General features: G+C 53.3%; 10 protein-coding genes. 1 reads left to right on the forward strand and 9 read right to left on the reverse strand.

Annotation, left to right across the window (positions count from 1 at the left end; genetic code table 11):
• Window positions 1-71: 71 nt before the first annotated feature.
• The 3 genes from CJA_RS14610 to CJA_RS14620 all read right to left on the reverse strand — a co-directional run bounded on the left by CJA_RS14610 (window position 72) and on the right by CJA_RS14620 (window position 12,081).
• Window positions 72-1,640 carry a S41 family peptidase gene (locus CJA_RS14610; protein WP_158304072.1) on the reverse strand — a complete coding sequence of 523 codons (1,569 nt, stop codon included), beginning with the start codon at window positions 1,638-1,640 and terminating at the stop codon, window positions 72-74.
• A 573-nt stretch (window positions 1,641-2,213) separates the two neighbouring features.
• Window positions 2,214-2,921 carry a hypothetical protein gene (locus CJA_RS14615; RefSeq protein WP_041551576.1) on the reverse strand — a complete coding sequence of 236 codons (708 nt, stop codon included), beginning with the start codon at window positions 2,919-2,921 and terminating at the stop codon, window positions 2,214-2,216.
• A gap of 49 nt (window positions 2,922-2,970) precedes the next feature.
• On the reverse strand, window positions 2,971-12,081 hold the full coding sequence (locus CJA_RS14620) for an amidohydrolase family protein (protein WP_041551577.1): 9,111 nt from the start codon (window positions 12,079-12,081) through the stop codon (window positions 2,971-2,973).
• Between the two features lie 13 nt (window positions 12,082-12,094).
• Between CJA_RS14620 and CJA_RS19480 the strand changes: the two genes are divergently transcribed.
• On the forward strand, window positions 12,095-12,244 hold the full coding sequence (locus tag CJA_RS19480; RefSeq protein WP_158304073.1) for a hypothetical protein: 150 nt from the start codon (window positions 12,095-12,097) through the stop codon (window positions 12,242-12,244).
• Here CJA_RS19480 and CJA_RS14625 read toward each other — a convergent pair.
• The 6 genes from CJA_RS14625 to CJA_RS14650 form a co-directional block, all read right to left on the reverse strand.
• On the reverse strand, window positions 12,234-13,178 hold the full coding sequence (locus tag CJA_RS14625) for a eukaryotic translation initiation factor 3 subunit E (RefSeq protein ID WP_012488615.1): 945 nt from the start codon (window positions 13,176-13,178) through the stop codon (window positions 12,234-12,236). The genes CJA_RS19480 and CJA_RS14625 overlap by 11 nt on opposite strands.
• A gap of 58 nt (window positions 13,179-13,236) precedes the next feature.
• Window positions 13,237-15,243: an ATP-binding protein gene (locus CJA_RS18785; protein WP_012488616.1), complete on the reverse strand. Its 2,007-nt coding sequence runs from the start codon at window positions 15,241-15,243 to the stop codon at window positions 13,237-13,239.
• A complete protein-coding gene (locus CJA_RS14635) occupies window positions 15,240-16,991 on the reverse strand; it encodes a hypothetical protein (protein ID WP_012488617.1) in 1,752 nt (583 codons plus the stop codon). Before CJA_RS14635 ends, CJA_RS18785 begins: the two co-directional genes overlap by 4 nt.
• Before the next feature lie 13 nt (window positions 16,992-17,004).
• Window positions 17,005-21,006 carry a hypothetical protein gene (locus CJA_RS18790; protein ID WP_012488618.1) on the reverse strand — a complete coding sequence of 1,334 codons (4,002 nt, stop codon included), beginning with the start codon at window positions 21,004-21,006 and terminating at the stop codon, window positions 17,005-17,007.
• A gap of 90 nt (window positions 21,007-21,096) precedes the next feature.
• On the reverse strand, window positions 21,097-22,824 hold the full coding sequence (locus tag CJA_RS14645; RefSeq protein ID WP_148208886.1) for a hypothetical protein: 1,728 nt from the start codon (window positions 22,822-22,824) through the stop codon (window positions 21,097-21,099).
• Window positions 22,825-22,856: 32 nt separating this feature from the next.
• Complete coding sequence (locus tag CJA_RS14650; RefSeq protein WP_012488620.1) at window positions 22,857-23,783, reverse strand: hypothetical protein; 927 nt, start codon at window positions 23,781-23,783, stop codon at window positions 22,857-22,859.
• Between the last annotated feature and the right edge of the window lie 13 nt (window positions 23,784-23,796).

Genomic DNA, 23,796 nt, shown 5'->3' on the forward strand with positions numbered 1-23,796 from the left:
ATGTTCAGCATAAAAAATAAAGGCGCACTCAAACGTGCGCCTTTATTTGCTTTATCGTTGAGTATTATGAATCAATAATGCATCCAGGCACTGTTCAACACATCGGGTTTAAGCATTACACCATCGTCCACAACAGTCCCTGACGGTTTTTGGCTTCCCGATACCGCCACTCCTGGACAAGTGCCATTTTCGCGAAAATACAACGCTGCCGCCAAACGTGCCTCTACTGGATTGCCCAATTCATGTGAATAATCATCAGCCACTATGCATCCACGCACACGACTCTGGCCATCATCAACGGCACTGGGGAAAAAACCCTCGGTGTAATCACCAAAATTCTTGGCGTTTACACCACGAAACTGTACCGAAAAATACGTAGTCCCACAGTTTGACTGTGAATAGAAGCCATAGGGTTTACCACAAGTTGTATTGCCTATCTGGATGACTTGAACATCTATACCGCGCAAGCCGTTCATCAATGCCTCACTCGCCGAACAGGTACCACTACCCGTGAGTACAAAAACGCGAGACAAATTCAAACTGGGTAACGCCGTGCCATACGCCAGGCTAAAACCCAACGCATAATCAAGGAAAGGCTCCGGCGTTAATGCCGCACCGGTAATCGGATTACGGGTTGGATACTTGTCATTAAATTGCATTAATTCAAAGGTTTTGCTTTCTGTCGCCGATGCCCCGGCAATCATGTAGGCTAATTGGCTGGCAATCGCCAAATAACCGCCACCGTTATAACGCAAATCAATTACCAGATCGCTTATCGACTCGCCCTGCAACTGCGCAATGGCATCACGTAGCGCCACCTCGGCCGGTGCGATATGATCGTGGAAAGCAAAATAACCCACTTTACCTGTCTCTGTGTCCAGGGTTTTTACCTGTTGCACAGGAACACTGGTCACGCGCGCCGATTGCATAACAATACTGACGGATTGGCTGGCCCCCGGCTTTTGAATATCAAAGGTATGTGCCTGCCCGGCGGCATCAGGAAACAAACCGCGATTAAGTGTATTGATTCCTGCCGAGGTATTGTTATTAACAAGATCAACGCCATCCACACCCACTATTTTACTGCCCCGGGTGATCGACTGAAGGGCTGCTGGAGATCCTGGTTGAACGTAGATAACCCGCAACTCGCGTGGTGGAACATTGCGAATAAACGCCAGCTCCATGCCATAACTGTAACGAAGCCCGGATTGGGAAAGCGCCGCGTACTCATCGGAGTCCATGCTGTAGTGATACTTATCCTTGTCTGCACCACTGGATGTTTTGGCATTGGTTTTTAGCAGGTTAAAATAATTTTCTGTATCAGGATAGTTGGCAGGGTTTCGATCAACCAACTCCCGATACCAAAGATAAGTATCCTGGCTCCAGGAGCGCAGGAAATTATTCTCATCGACATAACTGCCTTTAGTGTCGGGGTAATTCTGATTGGTTATTGGACTTTTCCCCTGGCGAGGCAGCTCACATCTGTTAATAAAGTTAGCCGCCGGCGGGTATACGCCCGACACCCAGGCTGTGCTGCTCGACTGACCGCCAACCGTTTTTGACTTGTCTGTACCCGAACCTCCACCACCGCATCCTACCAAGGGTAAAACCGCTGCAAACATCAGCCACGGATTAATCATCCTATGCATATTTATAAATTCCAACTATTAAGTGTGATTATGTTATTCGCAATCCTCTGATCGCATGGGGAGAGTAATCAATTAACGAAGATATGGCTATAGGAAAAATCCTGGCCATAACAAAGGGGAAAAACATAGGCAGGAGATGAAGAAATTATCGAACATCAAAATAACGAGGCTTGCTGACGGAGCTCAGCCGAAGCTGAGACTCCTGTCAGCCCACCACCGATCCCGTAAACGGCTCGACCCATAGGGCTTATCGCTGACTACTTCGATACAGGACAGAGACCTAAAGTACGTGACACTTGATAGCACGCAGAATGAACTGAACGTTGGGCGCCTCGAAAATCATAACCGAAGACCAACAACATGCTTATGCGACACAACCTATTGCTACTGAACTTTCTCGTTTCGCACGATATTTTTACGACTTGGGGGCAATCGTGGAACCACACCATTAACCGTTTCGGACCACAGGGGCGTTTCACAGCAGTGGTGCCGTATTAAAAAGAGTAAACAAAACGGCACAATTTTGCAATTGGCTTATTTAAAAATAAGCATGTTTTTTAATAATTATTTGAGATAGATCTCTCTTAGTATATAGAACAATCTATCTTTTATTTCATACATACTTAAAGTTACATCTATATATTCATTAATATCATAATTTTTTAAAAGACAAGATAATATTTCAGTAGCATCTTCAACTGAAATATTACCCTCAAGCAAGCCCAGGAATGCCTCCAGAAACTCTAGTGAAAAGTTATTTCTTGCATAATAATCATCAAAAATGATCAGCCATGCCTCCGGCCAACGCATAAATCCTAATGCCGTGAACAGGGCAGCCTGCTCCTTCGGCTGCGTCTGAGGTGAAAAAATAACCCTTGGCTGCCGCGGGGATAACAACAAGCTCTGTATAGCAATTTTAGTTGCTTCACCAACACTGCCGATTAAGTCTTCTGCCAGTGGCAGAGATAACCAGATTTTCCTATCGATGCAGCACGCCAACAATCTCTTTCGCCAGGCATTTAACTCCCCCAGCGTTAAGTAGCCTTGCCTGGAGTCTGAAAAGTGGGCTTCATAAATTTCTTCCTCCCGTTGCCAATAGCTCTCCCCCTCTTTCTTAAACCCCAGCTCGATTAAAACTGTCTCTAGTTTTTGCTCGGTTTGCAGCTTTTCAAAATCAAGTCCCATTACCAATGGGCAAGTCAAGTGCCGAGGATGTGCTTCCAAGGCTTGAGAAAACTCAAGAAAGCTATCTTTAAACGAAGAAAAAAGCATAAACCACCTGAAAACTTACTTTTACTTGAAGTGTATTCTGAAACAGCACCTATGGTGCAGGCATCAATCCCGTTTTTTGACCATCATTCCCCATAGCAGCAATCACAAACCGCCTCAACCACAGTTCAAACTCTTGTTTGGTTAATGATGCCGGTATAGGGTTTTCTTTAATAACATTCGGATATCGCAGCGCCAGTTCATTCAATACCGAAGGTGCCTCACTCAATGGTGTTGAGTCCAGTATCCCATGAACCATTTTTTCACGTATATCAACATTAGTGCCATCAGGCCCCACTATCGGCCTGTTTCCCATACGACTGGCAAAACCTTCGGTAACAATTCTGACGGCGGCAGGCCAATCAACCCCCATGGAAATCAACAGTGCCAATTCACTATGTGGGTTAATATTGTGAACACCGGGGTTATCGGTAGATACACTGACGCGTAAAACCGGTGGTGGTTTTACGTCTTGCATCATCTTCAATACTGGATGGGACTCCAATCCAAGGTTGTTCAATATAATATTTGATGTAGGCGGCACTTCCAGGGTAATACCTTGATGTACTACACGTTGCAAAGCTTCAAGGCGTCTTTTTTCAAGGCTTTGCAGTTGCCGGGGGTTATAAGACTCACCACCTCGCCGCCACACACCTGCTGCCTGATCCCACTCAAACCCCAACTTGGTCATGGTTGCAGCAGCACCTGATTCACTAAAATCCAGCCCTAAAATTACTCCATGCCCAATCCGATTGGTACCCGACATAATGGCAATTTCTATATCTTCCATCAGTTTGCCCAGTACCATGCTATCCGATTCTACCTTTCGTGCAACCTGTTCACCTGCATGGATTGTCATCCCTACGATATCTAGCACCTCATTATTACCTGTTCTCTTTGCCGGAGAAAAAGCATCCATACGCTGCAAAGCATCTACGAGAATCTTGTTGTAGCGATTTAAGTGCCCCACCGCATTTAATAACTCCATCTGCGCCTTTTGCCTGGCCTGATCCCCATTTGCATTAATGACAGCCACTTCAGCCTCTCTTATCTTTTGCTGTAGATGGGCCACTAAATTTTCATGGACTTTGCCGAGTGGTAAAGGATTGTTATGCTCATCCACAGCCGACATCCCGGTTTCTTTAATTAAAGTATTTAATTGATCAGCAGCATGTTTGTTCATTGCCACATCATTTACAAGTGCCTCGGAAAGATTTTCTTTTTTAATAAAGCCAGAAAGTCGCTCAACATTGTGATTGGCTACTTCTTGAGCCATCAATACGACCCTGCTCAATCGCCCCATTAGGGATGTCTTTTCCTGCCCGGATATATCAAAACCCAAAAACAATAATTTATTCGCTGCATTTTCCAGTGTTTTTGCAAAGGATGTCATGGAGAGACTCCCGCGCGATGACGTTGCAATAACCCCACCCAATAATGTCAGTAATTTCTGGATTGTATCACTGCCTTCCAAAACGCGCGTATGCTCCCCACGCAGTTCTAACACACCTACATTTTCTTCCATATATCGCTTAATGGCGATCTCCATAATTTCACGTAATTTGACAACCCCTTCACCGGAAACAAATTTTTTGAGTGTCTGAAATTGGGCAAAAAATTCTGACAACTGCTGTTCTTTTTGATCAGGATTTATACTCATATCCACAATCCTATGCAGTTCAACCTCGAATAAATGCCTGAATATCGCTGAATCTGGGGATTTATTTTTTAACGCCTCCTGCCAATCAGAAAGGGCCTGTATCAGCTCGGGAGTTAACTTTCTATCAAGTGCCATTTTGGTCAGAAAGGCAGTCAATGCTGAAACATCAGCCACATCAAATTCCTTAAGGTGCAAACTTACCCACTGTACGATATCTGTTACGCTGACCAAACTGGTGGTATGCACATGCAAATCAGCCATAGGCAAGCCAACCAGGCGCCTCATCCCTTTTATAAAATCAGCAGCCTGGACGCCAGCCCGATCAGCAGGACCCTGAACCCGGGCAAGCTGGATAATAATCTCAAGGCGGGGTAACAATTGGCGCAACTGATTGATATCAGCTCCCATAATTTCTTGCAGGATTTTATTTTTCCCTGCTTTCGGCAAGCCATCAATAGCCGTTAAACGAGTATCCAGTGATTTAACAAAATGAATGATACCGAGAAGTTCATTTAAGTCTTTTACTCCAGATGCCACTTTGGCAAGCAGAGGTGCAGCCCTCAACAGATCAACAGTGCCTGCATCTTTATAATGTGAAAGATATACATCAACATTAATGCCACGTGCCGACATTTCCGCTAATGCCTGAACAACCTGTTTTTTGTGCTCAGGGTTTTGATCAAGTATTTTATGTTGCTCTGGTGTAATTTTCTTTTCGACATGCTCTCGACTGATGCGAATATCCTCATCGGTCGGATTCTTAACAGTCTCTGTTGATTCCGTTTTATTAAACAAGCGCGCCGGCTGATCCAGCCATTGTGGCCGCTCGCTGAACCCCGTTTTGATGTTGGCAATATCTATAGCATCCATATTGCCTACTTCACTCATTCGCTTGCTGAGGTTAGTGTGAGCTTGCCGGGTTTGCGCTAATTGACGTTGCAGCGCAGCTTTTTCCTGTGGTGATTTTGCATTGGCAATATCCACTTCAATGGAGCTGATCAGGCGTTGCTGTGCATCCAACTCCAGGGCGACTTTATTGCGGTACAGGATAAGTTGCTGCTCAAGAGGAAGTTGATCCCAGTTGGCAAGATGTTGTTCGTCAAGCGAGCCGATGTGCTTTGCCCACTGCGGATCATTGGCCTGCAAAGCATGGATACCCTCTTCGCGTAACACCCTTGGATTAGCACCTTCTCGCATAACAATGACGGGTTTACCATCGATAATCAGGGTAACAGCCTGCCCTTTACCGGAGCGGGTCATAGCCGCAAACTCTGCATCTGATAACACCATAATAGGGGTATTTTGTATCAAGGTCCGCTGGTCTTCGGGTACACCACTGAGCAGGTGTTTACGCAAGTCCGCCACTTCCGACTCACTTATTCTGGTGGCAGGTTTGGCTGCTATGGCTTGGTCAATGGCATCGCTGAGCTGACGCACATCGATCTCAGGTATCGCTCTTTTTGCCATTTCAATCAGGCGTATTTTTTCAGCGGGCGACAAACTTCCTTCCTGTTGGCGCAACCGTAATTCAACCAGTCCCGCTTCCGGTAAGGCGGAGAGTGTAGCGCGCAGGTGCTCGGGCACATTGGTCATGGCATGTTCACGTGCAACACGCTTGGCATTAGCTTCTGCAGTCAAACGGGTACGCATTTCTCCCGCCGCTTTAGCCATAAACTGATGAAATTGATCGCGGGTAAGGTCAGGATTTTTCGTTTTCGCTGCACGAAAGAGCGCATCCTGTTGCTGTGGGGTACCTGGGTCGCCTGCACGAATCAGGCGTTGGGCTATTGCGATATCGGCATCGTCCATATGCGTGAACACAGGGGCAGCATCGGCGGGGACGAGCTCCAATATTTGCTGCCGACGGGCCTCGGCATGGGTGCGTAAGGCTGTTTGCGCACGCTCTGAATTTTTAACAGCCGATTGCAAATTACTGAGGAAACCGAACTCATCCAATTCAGGATTGCGAGCCTTGGCTGCGCGCATCAGTGCATCCGCTTCGGCACTGTTAAATTTACCGCTGGCAATCATAGTGGCTGCCTGGGTCAACTCGGCATCAGAGAGATGCTGCAAACCATCCATACGCACATCGTCAAGCGCGAATTTCAGCCCCTCATGGAGATTTGACCCCAGCTGTGCTCTCAGGTGATTTTGTTGCGCCACATCCATAGTGGCCTCTGTATCAGCAGGCGTGCGACGACTGATAGCATTCTCCAGCTCCGCCATGAGCGCACGGGTATCCAGCCCTGGAACACTCTCACCTAATTCACGCAGAAATTCGGCTTTTTTACCCAGGTCTTTCAATTCTCCCAAATCAGCACTTCCCAACATATCAACCAGTCGATGAAGTGAGTCGACATCCATGGCACTGGCGTGTTCGCGCAGGCCGGGAGGCATGCGCGAAAGCAGATCCCTGGCTGCGTCCACTTCTCGCCGAATACTGCCGAGGTCGCTGTCATAGTTCATCGCACCTGCCGATATGGCAAACAGGCGAAGTGCACGCAAATCGCCGGCGCTCATAGGGCCACCCCGACGGGCAACATCCAGTAATGTCCTGTAGCGCTCGCGATTGAGGCTGGTTACGCCACCGCGCGCTGCACTGCTTGCTGTCTCACGCAGTGTTGCCATACCGATCTGCTTGAGTGCATCACCGAAGTCGCCGTGGAAATTTCCCTGGGCATAGTCGATAGTGATGCCGACTGCTTCGCTGGCAAACGTGCCGATACCATTGGAAAGTCCTTCACGGATCATCTCACTGCCATGGGGGCCGAGGCTGGTGGCCATTTTTTGCCAGCGGCTCATGTTGGCAGGATCGACATCGCCGACGTTCATCCGGGTATTCAGCTTTGCGGTAAGACTTTCGGATACACCGGTAGATACTGCGGAAACGACTGCACCGCGAATAGCACTGTTTGCCAAACGCCCCAGCCCTGAACTCAAACCGTCTTTCCAGGTGTCATCCTGAATGGCCGTGGATGCCGCACTACTGACCGCACTGACAATGGCTTCCCGTGCAACAGCACCACCAACCTTACCCAGGCGCGCCACCATGATATCGCCAATTTTCGCCAAGCGGCCAGCCATACCAGCCTTGCCCAAACCTCCAGCCAGAGCACCACCAATACCGGCTGTTGCAACCTCAATCGCGGTAGTAGCAACATCGGTTGCGGCCTCTTCCCATCCGTAACGCTCACCGCGCATACCCGCTTTGACAGCAATGGTTGCAGCTCCGGCAATAACAGCGGAAATAATACCTGCGGCAACCACATTGACACCGGGAATACACATCAAGGCAATGGATGCGATCAATGCCAACACCGTAATTCCGGTAGTCAGCATAGACTCCTGGCGATCTATTTCCGCGCGATAGGCATCTGCTGCGTAGCCAATATGGGCCGTTGCATTTTGTAATACGGTTGCACTGCCACGGAAATTGCCTTTGTCAAATGCAGCACCGGCAATGTCACTATTGATCGAACCGTCCGCGTTGAAGATTGCCAACGGATTATCATCAAAACGACCCGCCAATTCCGGGTTGCGCCGGACAGCTTCGTCGAGGATGACGCGCGCCATATCGACCCGGCTGCCGTCAAGGAAACGCTGTTCATCCGTACCGGCCATAGAACGTTCGGCAATGAAGCCTGTACCGCGCACACGCTGGTGCTCATAGCGTAAATTCGCAATGGCAATCCGATCCATATCGTTTTCAGGATTACCCAGCGCCAGAATTTCCAGGCCCATAGCCTGGTCACCGGAGGTTTCCGCTCCGAAGGTTGACCACCAGCTATTTGTACCGCGCAGTGAATTATTGCGATCGCGACCATTGCGCAAGCCCAGCATGGCCTCCATGCTTTCACCGCCGTGCTCATCGGCCCAACGCTGATTGGCAGCATCTATCTCTGCATGGGAGCGATCGGTATAACCGCGCGTGAGCAAATCATCATGCGTACCTATACCATCCGTTGCCAGGGCTACAGTCGCATCCAGCGATGCACGCCCCCCGGCGATCATCTCTTCACCGTAGCGCCTGTGACTTGGGCCACTTTGGAAAATAGAATCCGTTTGGGCAAATAAATCGCCCACCTGGTTGCTCATCCAGGCTTCCGCCGCTGCCGGATCACTGGCGACATCAGCAGGCGCACCCAAGGCGCGAGCCATCTCTTGCAAGCGCCCGCGATGGCGTGCTCGCTCCTCTGCTAAACGTCGCTCCGCGCGTGAGCGCTCCTGGGGCGTACGCGCTTCGCGGAATTCGCGTTCCAGCGTTGCAAGCGTGCGATTTTCCAGAGCATCGCTTAACCGGGTCTGGGTGGTTTCTGATGGGCTGCCGCCTTCACGGTGCGCACGCGCGATTTCGTAGACACCGCGCGCAGACCTGGCTTCATTACTGTCACTGCCATGCATCACGGCCGCTTCTATATAGCGACTGGCTTCACCGGACATTTGTATTTTTTCCGGGGTTGCATAAAGCAGTGGCCCAACCCCTGCCAACCCCAGGGGATTAATATTTAATACAGCAGAGGTATGAGATTCAGTCGCGTAGTTAATCATGCTGCGCCGTCCCTCTTCTGCCGAAAAGGAACTTGCACTGCGACCTCGGGGATCTCTTAATGAGGCAAATTCCCGATAAACCTGATTGCTACTCGCGCTTAAATAACCATCAATTAAATTACTGTTAGCCAGCGCATTTTCCACAGCCAGTTCACGCTGCAGCATGGCATCCATACCGGCAATTGCATCGACACGGGCCTGATCTGAACGTCGCTGTGCCTCTTCTGCACTAAAAATCCATCCCCAGCGGGCATCGCTAACACCTTTGTCCAGCGCTTCACGTGTACGGGCCGCAACCGCCCGCTCGCGATTTCCCTCCAGGTAGGCCAGCGCTATATCGCGCTGGTGTACATCGAGATCGCCGGTGATCGTCTGGCGAACCTGATCCAGTTGGGAAGCATCGAGTGTTGCCCGTTCGCTGCCACTCATTCCCGATAACACTGCCTCACGGCTTTCACGGTTATAATCACTGTACCAGTGGGTGGAATTATTGATAATGCTCATGCGTGCATCGGCACGCACATCTTCACTGGTACTGAATAAATTCAGTGCATCGGTTTTTTCCGGGTTATCCAGGCGGTCATTAATTCGTCCACGCAATGAGCCATGGTGTTGATCCTGTTCAAACACTTCTTCCAATGCCAAAATTCCTGGCCACATCAATCCACCCAGTTGGGTGACAACCGTGTTTTCACTGGCGTCCGTGCAATACAGGTAAACTCCCATGGCAATGGGACTCGCTAAGCCCAACGCAATGGCAGTACCTGTCGAACGTTCAGGCATAGCATTATCAAGTGCCGTAGAGCGTGTATGGAGATCCTCCTGGGCATCAAACATGGGTTTGGTGAGCGGTCCTTCATTACCCTCACGTTCCATAGTTTCTACAAACGCTGCTAACTGTTGGTATTGCGCTTGCTCCGCCGCACCAATCTGGCCATTCAGGAAACTCACTGCAACCGTATTAACCCTGTCCATACCTGGACCGGATGATTCGGTAATGGACTTAAGGATGCCCTCTGCTGTGCGATTGGCATAATCCTGTGCAGCAGCCATACAGGCACCTGCACCTTCGCGCATGGAGCCTGTCATCTGCATGACAAATACCTCCATGTCAAAACCGGTTTGGGTTACAACATCCTGAATACTCTGTTGGCTATCATGCGCAGCTTTTATCAACCCCTCGATCTGCTGTTTTTTTACCAACTGCATTTGTGCTTCTGTCGCAATCGCCTGCTCTTTTGCGGCGGTTTCATGTTGGGCCTGCAGGTGACGGGCATTATCACGAGCCGTGATTAGCTTGGGCACAATGTCGCGCGAATCCAGGAATTGTCCTGGCGGCAACAGGGCATTCAAGCGCGTCACCAGATCGCGATAGGCCTCTGCCATGGGTGCTGCGTTGTTATTTAATGCTACCTCCGTCGCGACAGCTTGCTTACGCAAACTTTTGGCACCTTTGTTTCCAGCCTTCCATAAATTATTTGTCAGGTTTTCACGCAAATCGCGATTAGCATATTCCTTGGCAAGATCGCGCTTCTGGTTGATGGTCTTGTTAGCTTGGTAGTGGGCAGCTTCCGTTTCCGTCATTTGCGCAAGCAATTGGCGCTCGTTTTCATCCACTGCCTGCGTTTGGTCTTGCTCATGATGCTGGGAGACAGGTGTTGTCAACCCAAGCAGCATTACCAGGAATTGTGCCCGTGTTGATTCCGAGCTTAAGGTTTCTGCTTTCTGCTGGGCGCCTTGAACAAGCTGTGTCTGGGTGTGGTCCTCCATGCCTTGCAAGACGGGGGTAGATCGAAATGAATAATAGTTGGATGTGTTATCCCGACTGCGACCTAAGGTGCGCGATTGGGTATCAATAAAGGAGGTCAGGCTTTCATCGGCATGCGCCATGATTTGATAATCGGCGGTGCGCTCACCCGGTTGAGGTGGGGAGGTGCCGCCACTGCTGCCCTCAGATGAAGGACTCGCAATACGCCCAACAGCACCCTGCTCGGGAATCGTAAATATTTTTCCCTCTGCTTCACTCCGATAAATATCGAATCGCTTTGTGGCAACATCGTTGAGTTTATTAACGTCTTCGGAACCGGATGTAAGGTTATCGGCAATAGTTTTATTCGTAAAATTGCGATTGGCTTCAAGAGCATCCCCTGTCAGCAGGGTGCACCCATCCATGTAGTTGGTGCGCTCCAGCGCAGCAGCGTCTATATCTGCCATCGCGCTATCAATAGCACCGTTAATTTGCGCTACGGCAGCGGAAGTGGCCGCTATTATTTCACCCGCCATTTGTTCAATAGATAGACGCGAGTCCCTGGCGATATTACTAATCGTCCACACCATTCGTCGCTGCGCATCACGCGCAGCCTGGGCAACCTGCTCTACCGTCTGGCGAACCCTGGCATGGTGTAATTCCGGAGGTGAGCCTGTACGCTTGATAATTTCGTCGCGCCGCTCAATGGCCTGTGCTGGTGCACTGGCTACATAGGGAGTGCGTATCGGAGCCATACGTGGCACCTTGGCCACCATGACCTCAATGCCTTGATTTTCCTCTTCACCGCCACCAGTGTTGCTTGCTTTCGATGCAGTATCATCCGAAGCAGCCTCACCCGACTCTTCTGATGTATTTTCTTCGCTCTCTTCTTCAGTCTCTTCGCCAGCTTCTGTATCTGTACCAGCCTCTTCCGCGAGGCTTTCTTCTTCACTTTCTGCCTCCATATCGACTGCTTCTGTGCCACCTTCACCATCGTCACTGGATTCGGTGGATTCATCTTCCTGAAGAGCGTCTTCAACCCCGGGTGCCGATTCCTCCGTAGCAGGGTCTTCTGTAGCAGGCATTGAGGTGTCTGGCATAGACATACCAGCCAGGTCTTCACTCATGCTGGAGCAGTAGCCGGACTGGTCGGCATCAATCGAAGAATAATTGGGTGTGGGAGTACCCAGTACTTCATGGGAACTCATGTATGCAGGCGGTATGACACTGGTATCGGGTGCAGGTACAGCCGCTGACTCACTCAATGCAGAGGAGGAACGGCTTGTGGTTGACGATGAGGATACCGCCGTCGACAAACGCGTAGCTGATGATCCTGTAACCGCTGCCGAGCGAGTCATGATCAGTGCTTGAGGGTTCCGCTGGAACCGTTCATTAAATAGGGAACGAGAAAGCGGAAAATTTTTGGCAACCAACACCAATGATTATCCAGCCACACCAGGCCATCATAGGACACAGATGTTCCAGCCGATTCCTGCTTCCAGCAAACCCAAATTCGGCTTGGCACCATCCAGCCGGCCAGATCGCGATATCCTCCTGGAAACTTATCGCTCAACATATTAGGCCAGCGCAACAAACCTGCCGGACAGGCAACTGCTTTTATCTGAGTATCGCTTGCTGGTGAAATTCGCAAACCGGGATCAGCATACAAACGCTCTATAGCCAGCTGTGCAGCGTCAACCAGTTCAGCATCAAATAAATGTTGTAAATCACTACGGCTCGGTTTTAATGTCTGGATAAACGAGGGATCATTTAAACGGCGGATTAATGCGGGAGTTGCTTCTTCAATCATGCGCATCTGCACCAGCACTTCCTTGCGTGCCTGGTTGATTCGCTCCAGTTTGGCACAGACATCACGCGCCTGCTCGGCTAATACCGGCTCAGGATCATCCTGTAATTTGCGCGCTGTTTCCAGCAAATCAACACGTTCAGTTTCCTGTACAGCCCACAACCCCAGCAATCGTTCACGGACATCATCGGAGGTAAATAATTTTTCTATCGCCAGGTGATCCAGCAATGGCAGTTGCTGAGCAATACCCTCACGCACCCCAGGTGGAACACCAGCCACATCCAAAACACGCATTTTCACGACTGGATTAAAACTGTATATCACAAAAGGCTTATGTCCCTTCCAACTCCAGGTGGCCACTTCAGGTTCATTGGCTATCAGCGATGGAGCTGCCAATTCCAACGTATCCCTCTGCCATCCCATTTGGGTCATCGCATGAGCGATGTCGCTGAACGGGCAGGCCGGATTTACAATCAACACCTGATCCAGGCTACGCATAAGTATTCCTCAACAGATCCACAGGATTATCATTAACCTACACAGTATTGATGCCCCATTAATTGGCAACCAACCCTTCCAACTTGCGCGGCATATCGCGTCCCTGCTTGCGGTATTCCGCACGCAAACCTTCAAGCAGATGTTCGCAACCAATCAATTCGCCTCCCGCAAAAGAAGCGGCAGTCAATACAACATTGCGTACCTGCCCACCCGCCAGGTCACAATAGCTGGCGAGGTTGCGGTAAACCTCATCGCCAGGACCGCGCTCACCCAGATGGCTGCGCCATAAATGCAAGCGCTCCTCAAAATCCGGCAGGGGAAATTCAACAATAACATCGAGGCGGCGGGTAAATGCCGTATCAATACGCTCCCGACTGTTAGTCGTAAGGATGACAACACCGGGATGGCTTTCAATGCGGGTGAGCAGGAAGTTAGTGAGCATATTGGCAAAGCGCTCACCGGTTTCCTGGCCATCACTGCGGCTGCCAAACAGTGCATCGGCTTCATCAAACAACAGGACGACATCAGTTGCCGCTGCATAATCCAATAATTGCGCGAGGTTTTTTTCCGACTCGCCGATGTATTTGTTCATCACCGCCGAGAGATCCACACGGTAAAGTGGCGCCGCCAAACCGGTGGCGATATAACTGGCGGCAAGGGTTTTGCCCGTACCACTTTCACCGACAAAGAGGGCGCGCACGCCCGGATTAGGGGTAACGCTCAAGGTAGATCCCAATCCCTGCCACAGGGATTCGCGCTGGCGGGCACGGCTTAATACCAGTTGTAATCCATCCCTTACCGGGGAGGGCACAACCAATGCGGTATCATCGACCTGGCGCAATACCGGTTGTGCCAGCAATCGCAATTTATCGACACCCAAGCGTGCACGCGCTTCGCGAATATGCACCAGTTCCAATGGGACACCAAGGCGCTGCGCCAATTGTTTTGCCTGGCTGGCCACGCGATGTATAGCACTGGCACTCAGGCGCGCAATACACGCGAGTTGCTCACTTAATGCTTCCGATATTCCTTCAGCTTGCCAGAGCTGTATTCGATCGTTGGTATCCGGTGTATCCACTAACACGTCAATCAAATTGCCCTCGGGAACAGGCAGCATTTCCGGTGCGATAATGACCAGGGGAATACCGGCCCGCTCCAGGTGGAATGGTTGGCTGGGTGTATTTTGCAGGCGCAATACAGGCAGCCAGTTACCGTAGCGGGCAGCGCACCACAACACAGGTTGCTGGCTCCACAGGTCGAGAGGGACATCCACCGGTATACGGTTGAGTAAATGGGCCAGGTAGTCGGCACAGCGACCGCGTCCAGTGTGGGGATTCCCACGCAATACCAACGCGCGTGTACCATCTTCGCCAGAAGCCAATAAGGGAGCGATCAGGGTCAATTCATTGGTAAGGCTGGCAGGCAATGCGCCTTTGATGGCAGAGCTGCCTGCACTGAAACGCAGACCGGGCCAGTAGTTACGCCCGGATACTAATAAAGACCACAGCCAGGGATTAATGCTAAGGCGCTGTAATGGCAGTGGGACATCACCTTCCAAACGCAGAACCTGATTGGCTACCAGGGGATGAGCGGCTAATGCCAGGGGATCAGGTCCCGCACTATCCGGAAACAAACTTTTTGCCAGTGAACACGCGAGATGCACACTTAAACGCGGTGCACGATCCGGAGCCTGCAATTCGGATAACACCAGATTAATCAGGTGCGAAGACTCTAATAATCCTGTTAATACCAACACATACACATGTGAGGCATCCAACTGGTAATCTTTCGCCAGGGACAAGAGTGGCAGGGACGATGCAGTGTTATCACGCTCATGATCCGCCATTGCATCCAGCCAGGGCCAATCGGTTTGCCACTCGCTGGCTAATTCACTCCCCGATAATTCACAAATCCTGCGTTCCAGTAATTGATATACCCCCTGGTCAACGGGTAGGGCTTGTCGCCAGAACATCATCAAACCGCGACAAACCCAGGCTTCCAATTGTCCTGCAGAAAACTGCTGCTGCCCTGTAGCAGTAACAATGTCAGCCATAGGGAGATTCATGGTTGAGCCTCCCCGCGATGATCCATGGATTCAACATAATGAAAGGTCACGACACGCCCCAGCCAGGGCAACCATCCCGGGTTAATATCCCAACCCGCCAGACGTAAATCCAAACGCACATGCGCGAGCGGAAAATAGATATCCCAATGACTGGCCGTTGTAACAACACGAGCAGGCACCTGTAAAAAAGCTGAGCCCTGCACCAGGGACTGCCATAAGGCTTGTGCATCTGGCAATGTCCCCAGTTGTGCAACACATTGGCGGGCCTGGGCTATAGGTTGAAGGCTCTCGCGCTGTTTAATTAACTGGCGACGTGCATTGAACTCCAGATCGGAATAAGCAAGGTGCCAGAAAAAATCGGCAAGGGATTGTTCCATGCACTCAGGCAGTGAAGGAAATTGCTCCACCAAGGCCCGATAAACGTCCCACAGGAAGATACCGGGAGACATATCCGTTGCCGGGATTGCCAGATTATTTGCAAAAAGATGATTGAGGGGATTTAACAAATAGAAAAAACCGCCCATCGCCGTAGAGAGGCTTTCACCAATGTGCTGGTTGGCCTGCGAAGGTTTATCGCTGTCTGTAATGGTTATTACGTCCGCCGCAGGGATAAGCGATGCGTGAATATCGCCCAAAGAATTGCGCGCAATATCCCTCTTCGCACTTGCGGGAATTATTGCGGGATGAATAGATGCTTGTGGCAATGTATGGCTATTGCCTTGCGTCACTTCCTTATCCACCGGGATTGATACGATGGGTACAGGAGCAGGCGCAACCGCGAAGCCATCCTTACGTTGGTTTTGTCCGGACTTAAGACGGTCACTCACCATCAGTGGCTCGCCCCCCAACTCAGGCGATGTGGGTGCAGGAACTTGTGTCCTTATTGCATCGGATTCACCGGCAAGCCTGTGAGTGTCTGTCACCGAGGCTGGTGGTAAAACCTGGGGTGATGGATGATTTTGCGCTGGTACCAGTGTCATTTCTGCCCATAGTTTCATCCATAGCGCAGGGCGCCGCTGTAACCACTGGGGAGCCGCAGCGAGCCCCTGGATAATGGCCGCCAGGAATACCCGACCATCATCGGGTTGCAATCCGGTCAGCAGTGATCGCCAATAAACCTGTTGCGGACGCTGCATGTGCAGATAAGTGCGGATTGGCCCCTGCTCTGTTGCTTCGTACTCTTGTGCAGCCTGCCATGTATCCGGGTAACTCACCCGCCCACAGCGAGCCAACTCACGCACCAGTGTCATAGCGGTGCCCGCACTCAATTGTTTCCAGACCAAGGGTAAATTGCCATTGTTGCGCAACTGTTCAATGACTGCCGGCAGGAACTCAACCTGCTCACACAACAAACGCGCTACGCCCTCCTGGCGAGAATATTTCAGCAGGTGCGCCCAACGCGACCAGTACCAATACGCGGGATTCCCCCTGGCCAGGTCCACCAACAAAAACGCCAGTAATTCAGGAAAACTGGCAAACCAGATAACATTGGCGCTAGCCGCATTAGCATGGTTTGCACGCTGGGCCTGTTGTAATTGGCTGCTCAGGCGTTGCGCCGTTTCCCGGCGCAAGTCGCAGGACTTTCCCTTTACTTTCAATTCACGTACCAATACCCAGGCATTGTGCAACTGTGACGGAAGTGGCTGCGCCCAATGGGTAGTTGAAAGATCGCGCACCCATTGCTCGCTGGTGCGCTTGTCACCGCGCACCTGCAGGCGATGGATCGCAATATCATCAGGGGCGAGCATGGCGCAGTGTTCCCTACTTCAACACGTGTGTTGATTGTTTTAATTGCGCGAATTGCCCGGTTGATTTACTGGCAACCACCCGGAATTGGGTAGTGAGCTGGAGGTTGCCGGGTAAATCCTGGGTGAGCTGGGTAATGCGCGCCACTGTGCCGCGTTCATCGTGGTCATCCACATTGAGCAGGGCCACCACTTGTTGTTGCGGGTTGAGCAATTGCAACAGGGTGCCGGTGCGCGGTGTACGATTGAGTTGCAAGCGCAGTAATTCACCGGGAATAAAACGGCGCGGCGGCATTTGCACATTGCCTTGCAGGATTTCATTGGGGTCGCCCATTGAGGCGTGAATCAGGGTTGCCCGTACCATATTGCGCATGGCCGCGCGCGCTGTGGCGGTGGCATCGCCATCCAGTTGCTTGAACCACCAGGCCACAATTTCGGCAAGGGTGCGCGTTGCATTAAAGTCATCGCGCTCGGCGCGCTCCAGCCCCGGCCAACGGGCCACCTCTTCTACAGGCAGGCGGTCATCCTCTGCCAGCTGCGCCCAATCGAGCCGCAATGACGGCGGCAATTCGTTGAGTTTTTCCAGCATGCACCACACCGCCTGTTCAAGGCGGTTGTGTAATTGCTGTGCCTGTTTCTGCAGGGCACCTTTGGTAGTGGACAGCAAATCCGCCAGCGCTACCACTTCGGCAGCATCCTGCTGGCGCACGCGTGCAGACGGCAGTGCAGCCGGAATCACCAGCTGTGCCAATTGATACAGGGTCGCCTGGCTCTGCTGGCGAATACCAAACAGGCTGACTGCTGCCGGGGTTACACTGGCCGGTGTGATTTTACTGGCCAGTGGCTTGGCTTGCTGTTTAATGAGTGTGCTATTAAAACTGCTGCGATTCAGCGGATTTTCATTGCGCACAGCGACTGCGGATGTAGCCACCGGCTTTATTGTAATCCGCTGCTGGCCAAGGCTCTGCGCGCTGATCTGGTTGTGCCGCTGGGTTTTCTCGGTCAGGCGCAAGCGGCGCAGGGTTTCCATATAGCTGAGTTTTTCCGGCTCGGGCAAATACAGTTTAAAATCCTGCAAATCGCCCCAGGCGGCCATGGGGATTTCCAGGACAGTCTCAAAGAAATCATCCAGCTCGTCGGGTAAGTCCGGATCTATATCGCTGTCGCAACCGGGCACAATATCGCGCGCCTTGCCATAGCGCAGCAGCAGTGGATCCGCCAGTGGCTCGCCCACAAAGGCCTGGCTTGCACGGACAAAATACAAGCCGCGCACCCCCTGGGTCAGTACGCGGGTGCGCTCCTGGTCGAGTTTGTACACATCCAGCCAGTCGTCGTCGAGCAGGCGCTGGGCAACACCGTAATCGCCCAGGAATTCCACGCGGCGCCTGTCGATCGCGGTCAGTTGCTCTGTGGCTACACGAATTTGTGCAGCGAGCTTTTCGATTTCGTCTTCCTTTGCAATACGTGCACGCAGCAGGCCTTGTAGTACTGCTTCCAACTGCTCGTAACGGGATTCCATCCAGGCAATCTGCCCGGTGAGTATTTTTCCGGTATTAAATAATTCCTCGTAGAGTTGGGAAACCACACGGCCATAGATCAATGCGGCAAATTCTTTATTGAATTTGGCAAGACGCGCCGCTTCTGCGGCTTCCCTTTCGGCTCTCTGACTCGCATTTTCTGTTGCTAATTTTTCTATCGGTGGATACTTTTTCGTTAAATCCTCTTGCAGCTCTTTTTTCGCCTCAGCCTCCACCTGGTCAAAGGTTTTCGGCATGCCATAGCTGACCAGTTTGCGATACAGGGTCGCTGCCTCGTTTTTATCAAACAGGCCCTTGAGCGTATTCAATAACTCGGTAATACCGCGATAACACTTTTTATATTCCTGGATTTCAGGGCGAATATGCTCCATAACCCCAAAGCGGAATTCCTTGGTATCAAAGGCCGGTTTGGTTAGGGCTTGCCTGGGTGCCTCGGCAATTTTATCGAGGCGCGAGTTGTTCAAATTGAATTGCAAGGGCGCAAAAATCGTGGGAGTACGGCGCAGGGCCGAGCTAAACACTAGATTGTTGGATGCCTTGGCAATGGCCGTTTTGGAAACCAGGTTCTGCGCGGTCGATGCAATCGAGGTATTGGCTTTTAGCGGAATGGCACTGGTCGATACCGTTTTAAACAAGGGCAGTGTTGTAAAGAGCTTGACGGTATCCGGCAAGAGCATGGGTGCTATTGGCTGTGCCGGTTGTGTTGATGGCGGCTGTGTCGAGGGTGGTGTTATCGGCTCCGGGCTGGGTTGCTCCGGCTCATCTTCCAATAGGGTTTTCTCGGCTTTTAATTGGGTAAACGGCAGCCAGCGGGCCACCTGCAAACCGGAACCGTCACCGGCCACCCCACCGGCCAATGCCGCCAGGGCAACCGTCTGGCTATCCAGTTGCTGGCGCTGCAACAGTAAATAATCGCGCGTGCGCTCCAGGCGCGAACGCTGGATGCGAATTTTGGTATCCAGGGAGTCCAGGTCTACCTGGGCATCGGTGTACTCGATAATTAAGCCTGTGGGGGCATCGGGGTTGTCATGCTCGGGGAAGCTGCGCGGATCTGTCTCGTCCTCCGCGCGCGCCAGCCACCGGCCTCGCCAGGAGGCGTAAAACGCCGGTTCGGCCGGCACCCCCTGGTCATAGGGATAATGGAGCAGGCCGCCGGGCATAGCGCCGACTTCGGTGCGGGACTTTTGGATGACCTGCTCGAAAAAGGCAGCGGGCAATTGTGGATAGGCTAGCGGTTTGGGCAGATCCAGTACCTTGATCGCCGCCGGGTCCAAGTGCTTTTTAGCCAGTTCGGGCAGGTGATAGAGGCGATCAAACTGGCGGCGCCACTCGGCCCAGATATCGTAGGCGCGCATAAAGTAGCGGTAGATATCCGCTGCTAACGTGTGATCAATTTGTGGTACATCGAGCAGATCCGGTTTGTAGTCCGGCTCGTTGACTGCCAGCAATAAACGCAAGCGCTCGCCGCTGGCCTGGCGCAAGTCCACCAGGCGGCGACTCAGGTGCTGGTCAAGCAAGGCGGGCACCGATTCTTCAGGGACAGGGACAATATCGGCCGCCAGGTGCCTGGGGAGCCAATGGATACCCGGCAGGCTACTGGTGTGGCGCGAGTGCAGGTTGCGCAGCAACGCAATGGGCAGCTCGCCCGCGGCGGGCAGGAAGTCCAGCTTGAGTTGTTGCTCAAGGTATTGCCCGTGGGTCAGGACATCTTGTGTACGCGCCTCGGCCAACAGCCGGGCAAAGGCCTCCTGGGCTTGATTGCGCAGTACCTGGAAGCCCCCTTCCGCTACCGCCATGTAACGCCCGGCCGCACTGCTAAACCAGCGCACACCATAGCGTGGTGGATTGGGTGTAGCGCGCTCCAGGTTGTCAATAAACACCAGCCCCAGCGGGACGGCATGGCCCAGGGAGTCCATAAAATCCATATCCACGTGCATAGCCGCAATGGTGTTTTCTACCTGCTCCCGCGGCAAGCCTGCGGCGATATCAACGTTGATGGCCAGGCGGAACAGGCCCAGGGTTCCCACCACCAGGCGCTGGGCATCGCGCGTGGGATCAAACTCGGTGCGCTGGTCCGGGTGCGCCGACAGGTCCTCGCTCACATAGCGGGTTTTGCGCTCAAGGGTCAGGTAAAACAGGCCGGCCGGGTCTTCGGTGAGGTTATCGGCCTGGTAATCCTCAATCAGCTGCTGCCAGCTTTGGTGCAGGGGGTAGAACAGCCCCAGCGCCTGGCGGTTGCCACCGATGGCCAACCCCTCGCGCACCAGTAATCCCGCCTGGTTATCCACCTGGCTGGCACGCACCTCCAAGCCGTGGATAATGCCCCTTGGCATAGCGCTCATGAGTGTGGACAGGCGCCGATCGACATAGGCTTGCTGGCGCTCAAACTCATCCTCGCCCATATGGCGGCCGGGGAAAAGGTTGAGCCGCTCCAGATCAGCGTCGCTGGGAATATGGGGTGTTAACAGAATCTCGTTCATGATGGTTTATCCCGCGTTCTTGCTGCACTTGCGAATCCATACCCTGTTTACCGGGCCATTCACTCCCGGCGTTACACTTGGTCACCGGGGTTAGCTGCCGGCCAGGTCGCTCCAGGCTGTCACCAGCGCACTGCTGAGCTTGAACTCATCGGCGGCAACCGCTTCGGCAATAGCCGTTCCCGTGGCCTTGGCGCGCGCCTCGTCGGTTTGCAACAAGGCGATGAGCCTGGGTAAATCCCCCCCTGCCACATTGGACGCCGTGAGCAACTCCCACAGGCTGCGATAGAGGATGCTGTCGTACTGGCGCTCAATCAGTATCAAGGCCTGGGCAACCAACCGGGTAATCGCGACATGGGTGTCGTAGTTTTCGCGCAGCTTCATGGCCGCCTCCTCTTCCTCCGTGCCCTGGGGTGCGCGCAATCCGGTGAGCCCATAGAGATTGATTTCACGCAGGAAAATACTGGCCTCATCCCGGTAAAGACCGGTATCTGCCGGACTGGGCAAGGACGCCGGGGGATTGGCTGGCAGGGGCACGCCGCGCGCCAGGGTGATGCTGCTCAGGCGCGTCTCCGCCGCCCGCAAAGGGCGGCGGATGTAATGCAGGGTCTGGTTGCTGGCCAGGCTGTCCCAGATTTGCTGCCAGGTCGCCTGGTCGGTGTCGATGTTGTGCACCGGAAACAGGCGCAGGCGCAGCAGGTCCAGGCTGAGCGGCAGTGTGCCGGGCTCGTTGGCTGGCTTTTCCAGGAGCTGTGCCATACGCCCGTAATCGGCGTTGTTGAGCGGCACCACCACAATGATGTCCGCCGGTTCGCGGCTATTGAGGTTAATCGGTGGCAAGGTCATGGAATCGGCGCGCACCTGTTCCAGATCCGAGCGGCGCACGGGGGTAATCCACACATTGAAATGCTGGGGGAAATAGCCCTGGCGACCGGCGACCGGGTTGATGGCCGCCTGGGGTAGCAGGCCTACCGGGGGCAGGAGGCGAAAGTAATCCGTCGCGGCAAAATCGTTGGTGAGCGAAGACAGTGGGCGCTGTTGCAATAGGGTCTTGAGCAGGTTGTCGTAGCGGCGCGACAAGTCGGCCTGCACATCGCCAGGGCGGGTTATGGCGCGCAATGGCTGGCGCAGCAGCTCGCTGTCCAGCCATTGCAGGCGGCCGCTGGCAATGGCCAGCACCCCCAGTCCTACGGCCTCTTCACCAACGATACCACCGGCAGTCGGATCGCCCAGCCATTCGCCGAGCAGGTTGGCGCGCAGGGCAATTTCACTCTGTTGGCCGTAGGGTTGCGGCAGGCGCACCAGGGCCAGGCGCACACCTTCGGTCATTACATCGAACTCGACCCGACGCTCGCTGACCAGGTCCGCCGGGAAGGCTTCGGCCACATCTGTGCCCTCCTCGCTGTATTTGATCACCAGGGCATAGAGCGCGCGCTCGATACGGCGGTAGGCGCCGCCATTGAATTCGGTGATGTCAGCAGTGGCGGTGAGATCCAGGCGCAGGGATTTGGTCAATTCCAGCACCCTGCCCGCCTGGCTGATGGCCAGGCCGGGGGTGACCTGAACCTTGATCACGCCATTGTCATCCACAATCTGCAGGCCCAGCCCATCGATCACGCCATAACCCAAGGCCTGGCCGATTTCGCGCAGGCGACCATCGAGGTAACCCTGGTCGCGGTTGAGGTCCTTGGCGGTGAGCAGGCGACTATCGAAATAGTGGGAGCGGGTCAGGCGCGGGTCCACATCGGCAATACGCTCCAGGCCAATTGCCTCAACTACCTGGTTGCCGGTCGGTTTAAACAGGGTGTTACTCATCATCATCTCCTTCGCATCCGGTGGGTTGACCGACGCGCTTAAGCATTAGCCTGCAGGTAAGCCAGTTGGCTGGGCGTCACCAGGAAGGGGCGCACCAGGTTATTCACACGAATCAGGTTGGGGTTAACCAGGGCCTGCCCCTCTTTGGAGGCCAGCAGGGGTTCCAGGTCGGGAATATCAATTTCAATCCGCGCCAATAGCAGGCGCGCGCCCTCGCCCAGGGCATCGGCAGCCAATTGGGCATTAAGCCCCTTGCCTTCCAGGGCATGCAGCAAACGTGCGTGCAGCGCCAGTTGGGCGCCGGCAGCGGCGCTGTCGGCGGTGACATCGTCCAGGTATTGGCTTTCGCTGTCGGTCAGGGCGGCGGGAACGTCGTTGGCTACCGGGTCATGGGCTCCCCAGGGCTGGTAGAGGTCGTTGCCGGTCGGGGGGCGCTCGGCCACCAGCTCCAACTGGATACTGTCGAGCTGGCGGCTGGGTTGCACCGCATCGGTGGTAAAGTTCAGCTTGCGCGCCAGTACCGGCTGCAATCCCACAGGTACCGCCTGCTGGCGCACAGTCACTTTGAGGTGCAGCACCTTGGCCACATCGTCATAGCCGGCATAGAGTTGGGTAATCGTCTGGGCGCGCAGCCAGTCGGCCAGGTCGATGCCGTAGGACTCGCGCACCAGCACCTCGCGCCCCAGGCCATCAATGCCTATCCCCTGACTGACCAGCAGGCGGGTTTTGGTGGGGTTGTTATTGGCGGCCGTCGCCGGGGCCAGGCTCACCACCATGCCCGCCAGGGTGCCGTAGCCCTGGAACCAGTATTGGTGACGGGTGAGCCGGCGGCGGTGGTACTCCTGTTCGTCGCGCGTCGCCTCCAGCCCCAGCAGCATGCCGGGCTCGTAGGACACGCGCCGCAACGGCTGCTCAAAACTGGCATCGGCTTGCAGCAGCTCGGTGTCTTCGGTGAAGTCGCTCATGGTCTTGCTCCGT

The organism is Cellvibrio japonicus Ueda107, assembly GCF_000019225.1.
Classification (GTDB): domain Bacteria; phylum Pseudomonadota; class Gammaproteobacteria; order Pseudomonadales; family Cellvibrionaceae; genus Cellvibrio; species Cellvibrio japonicus.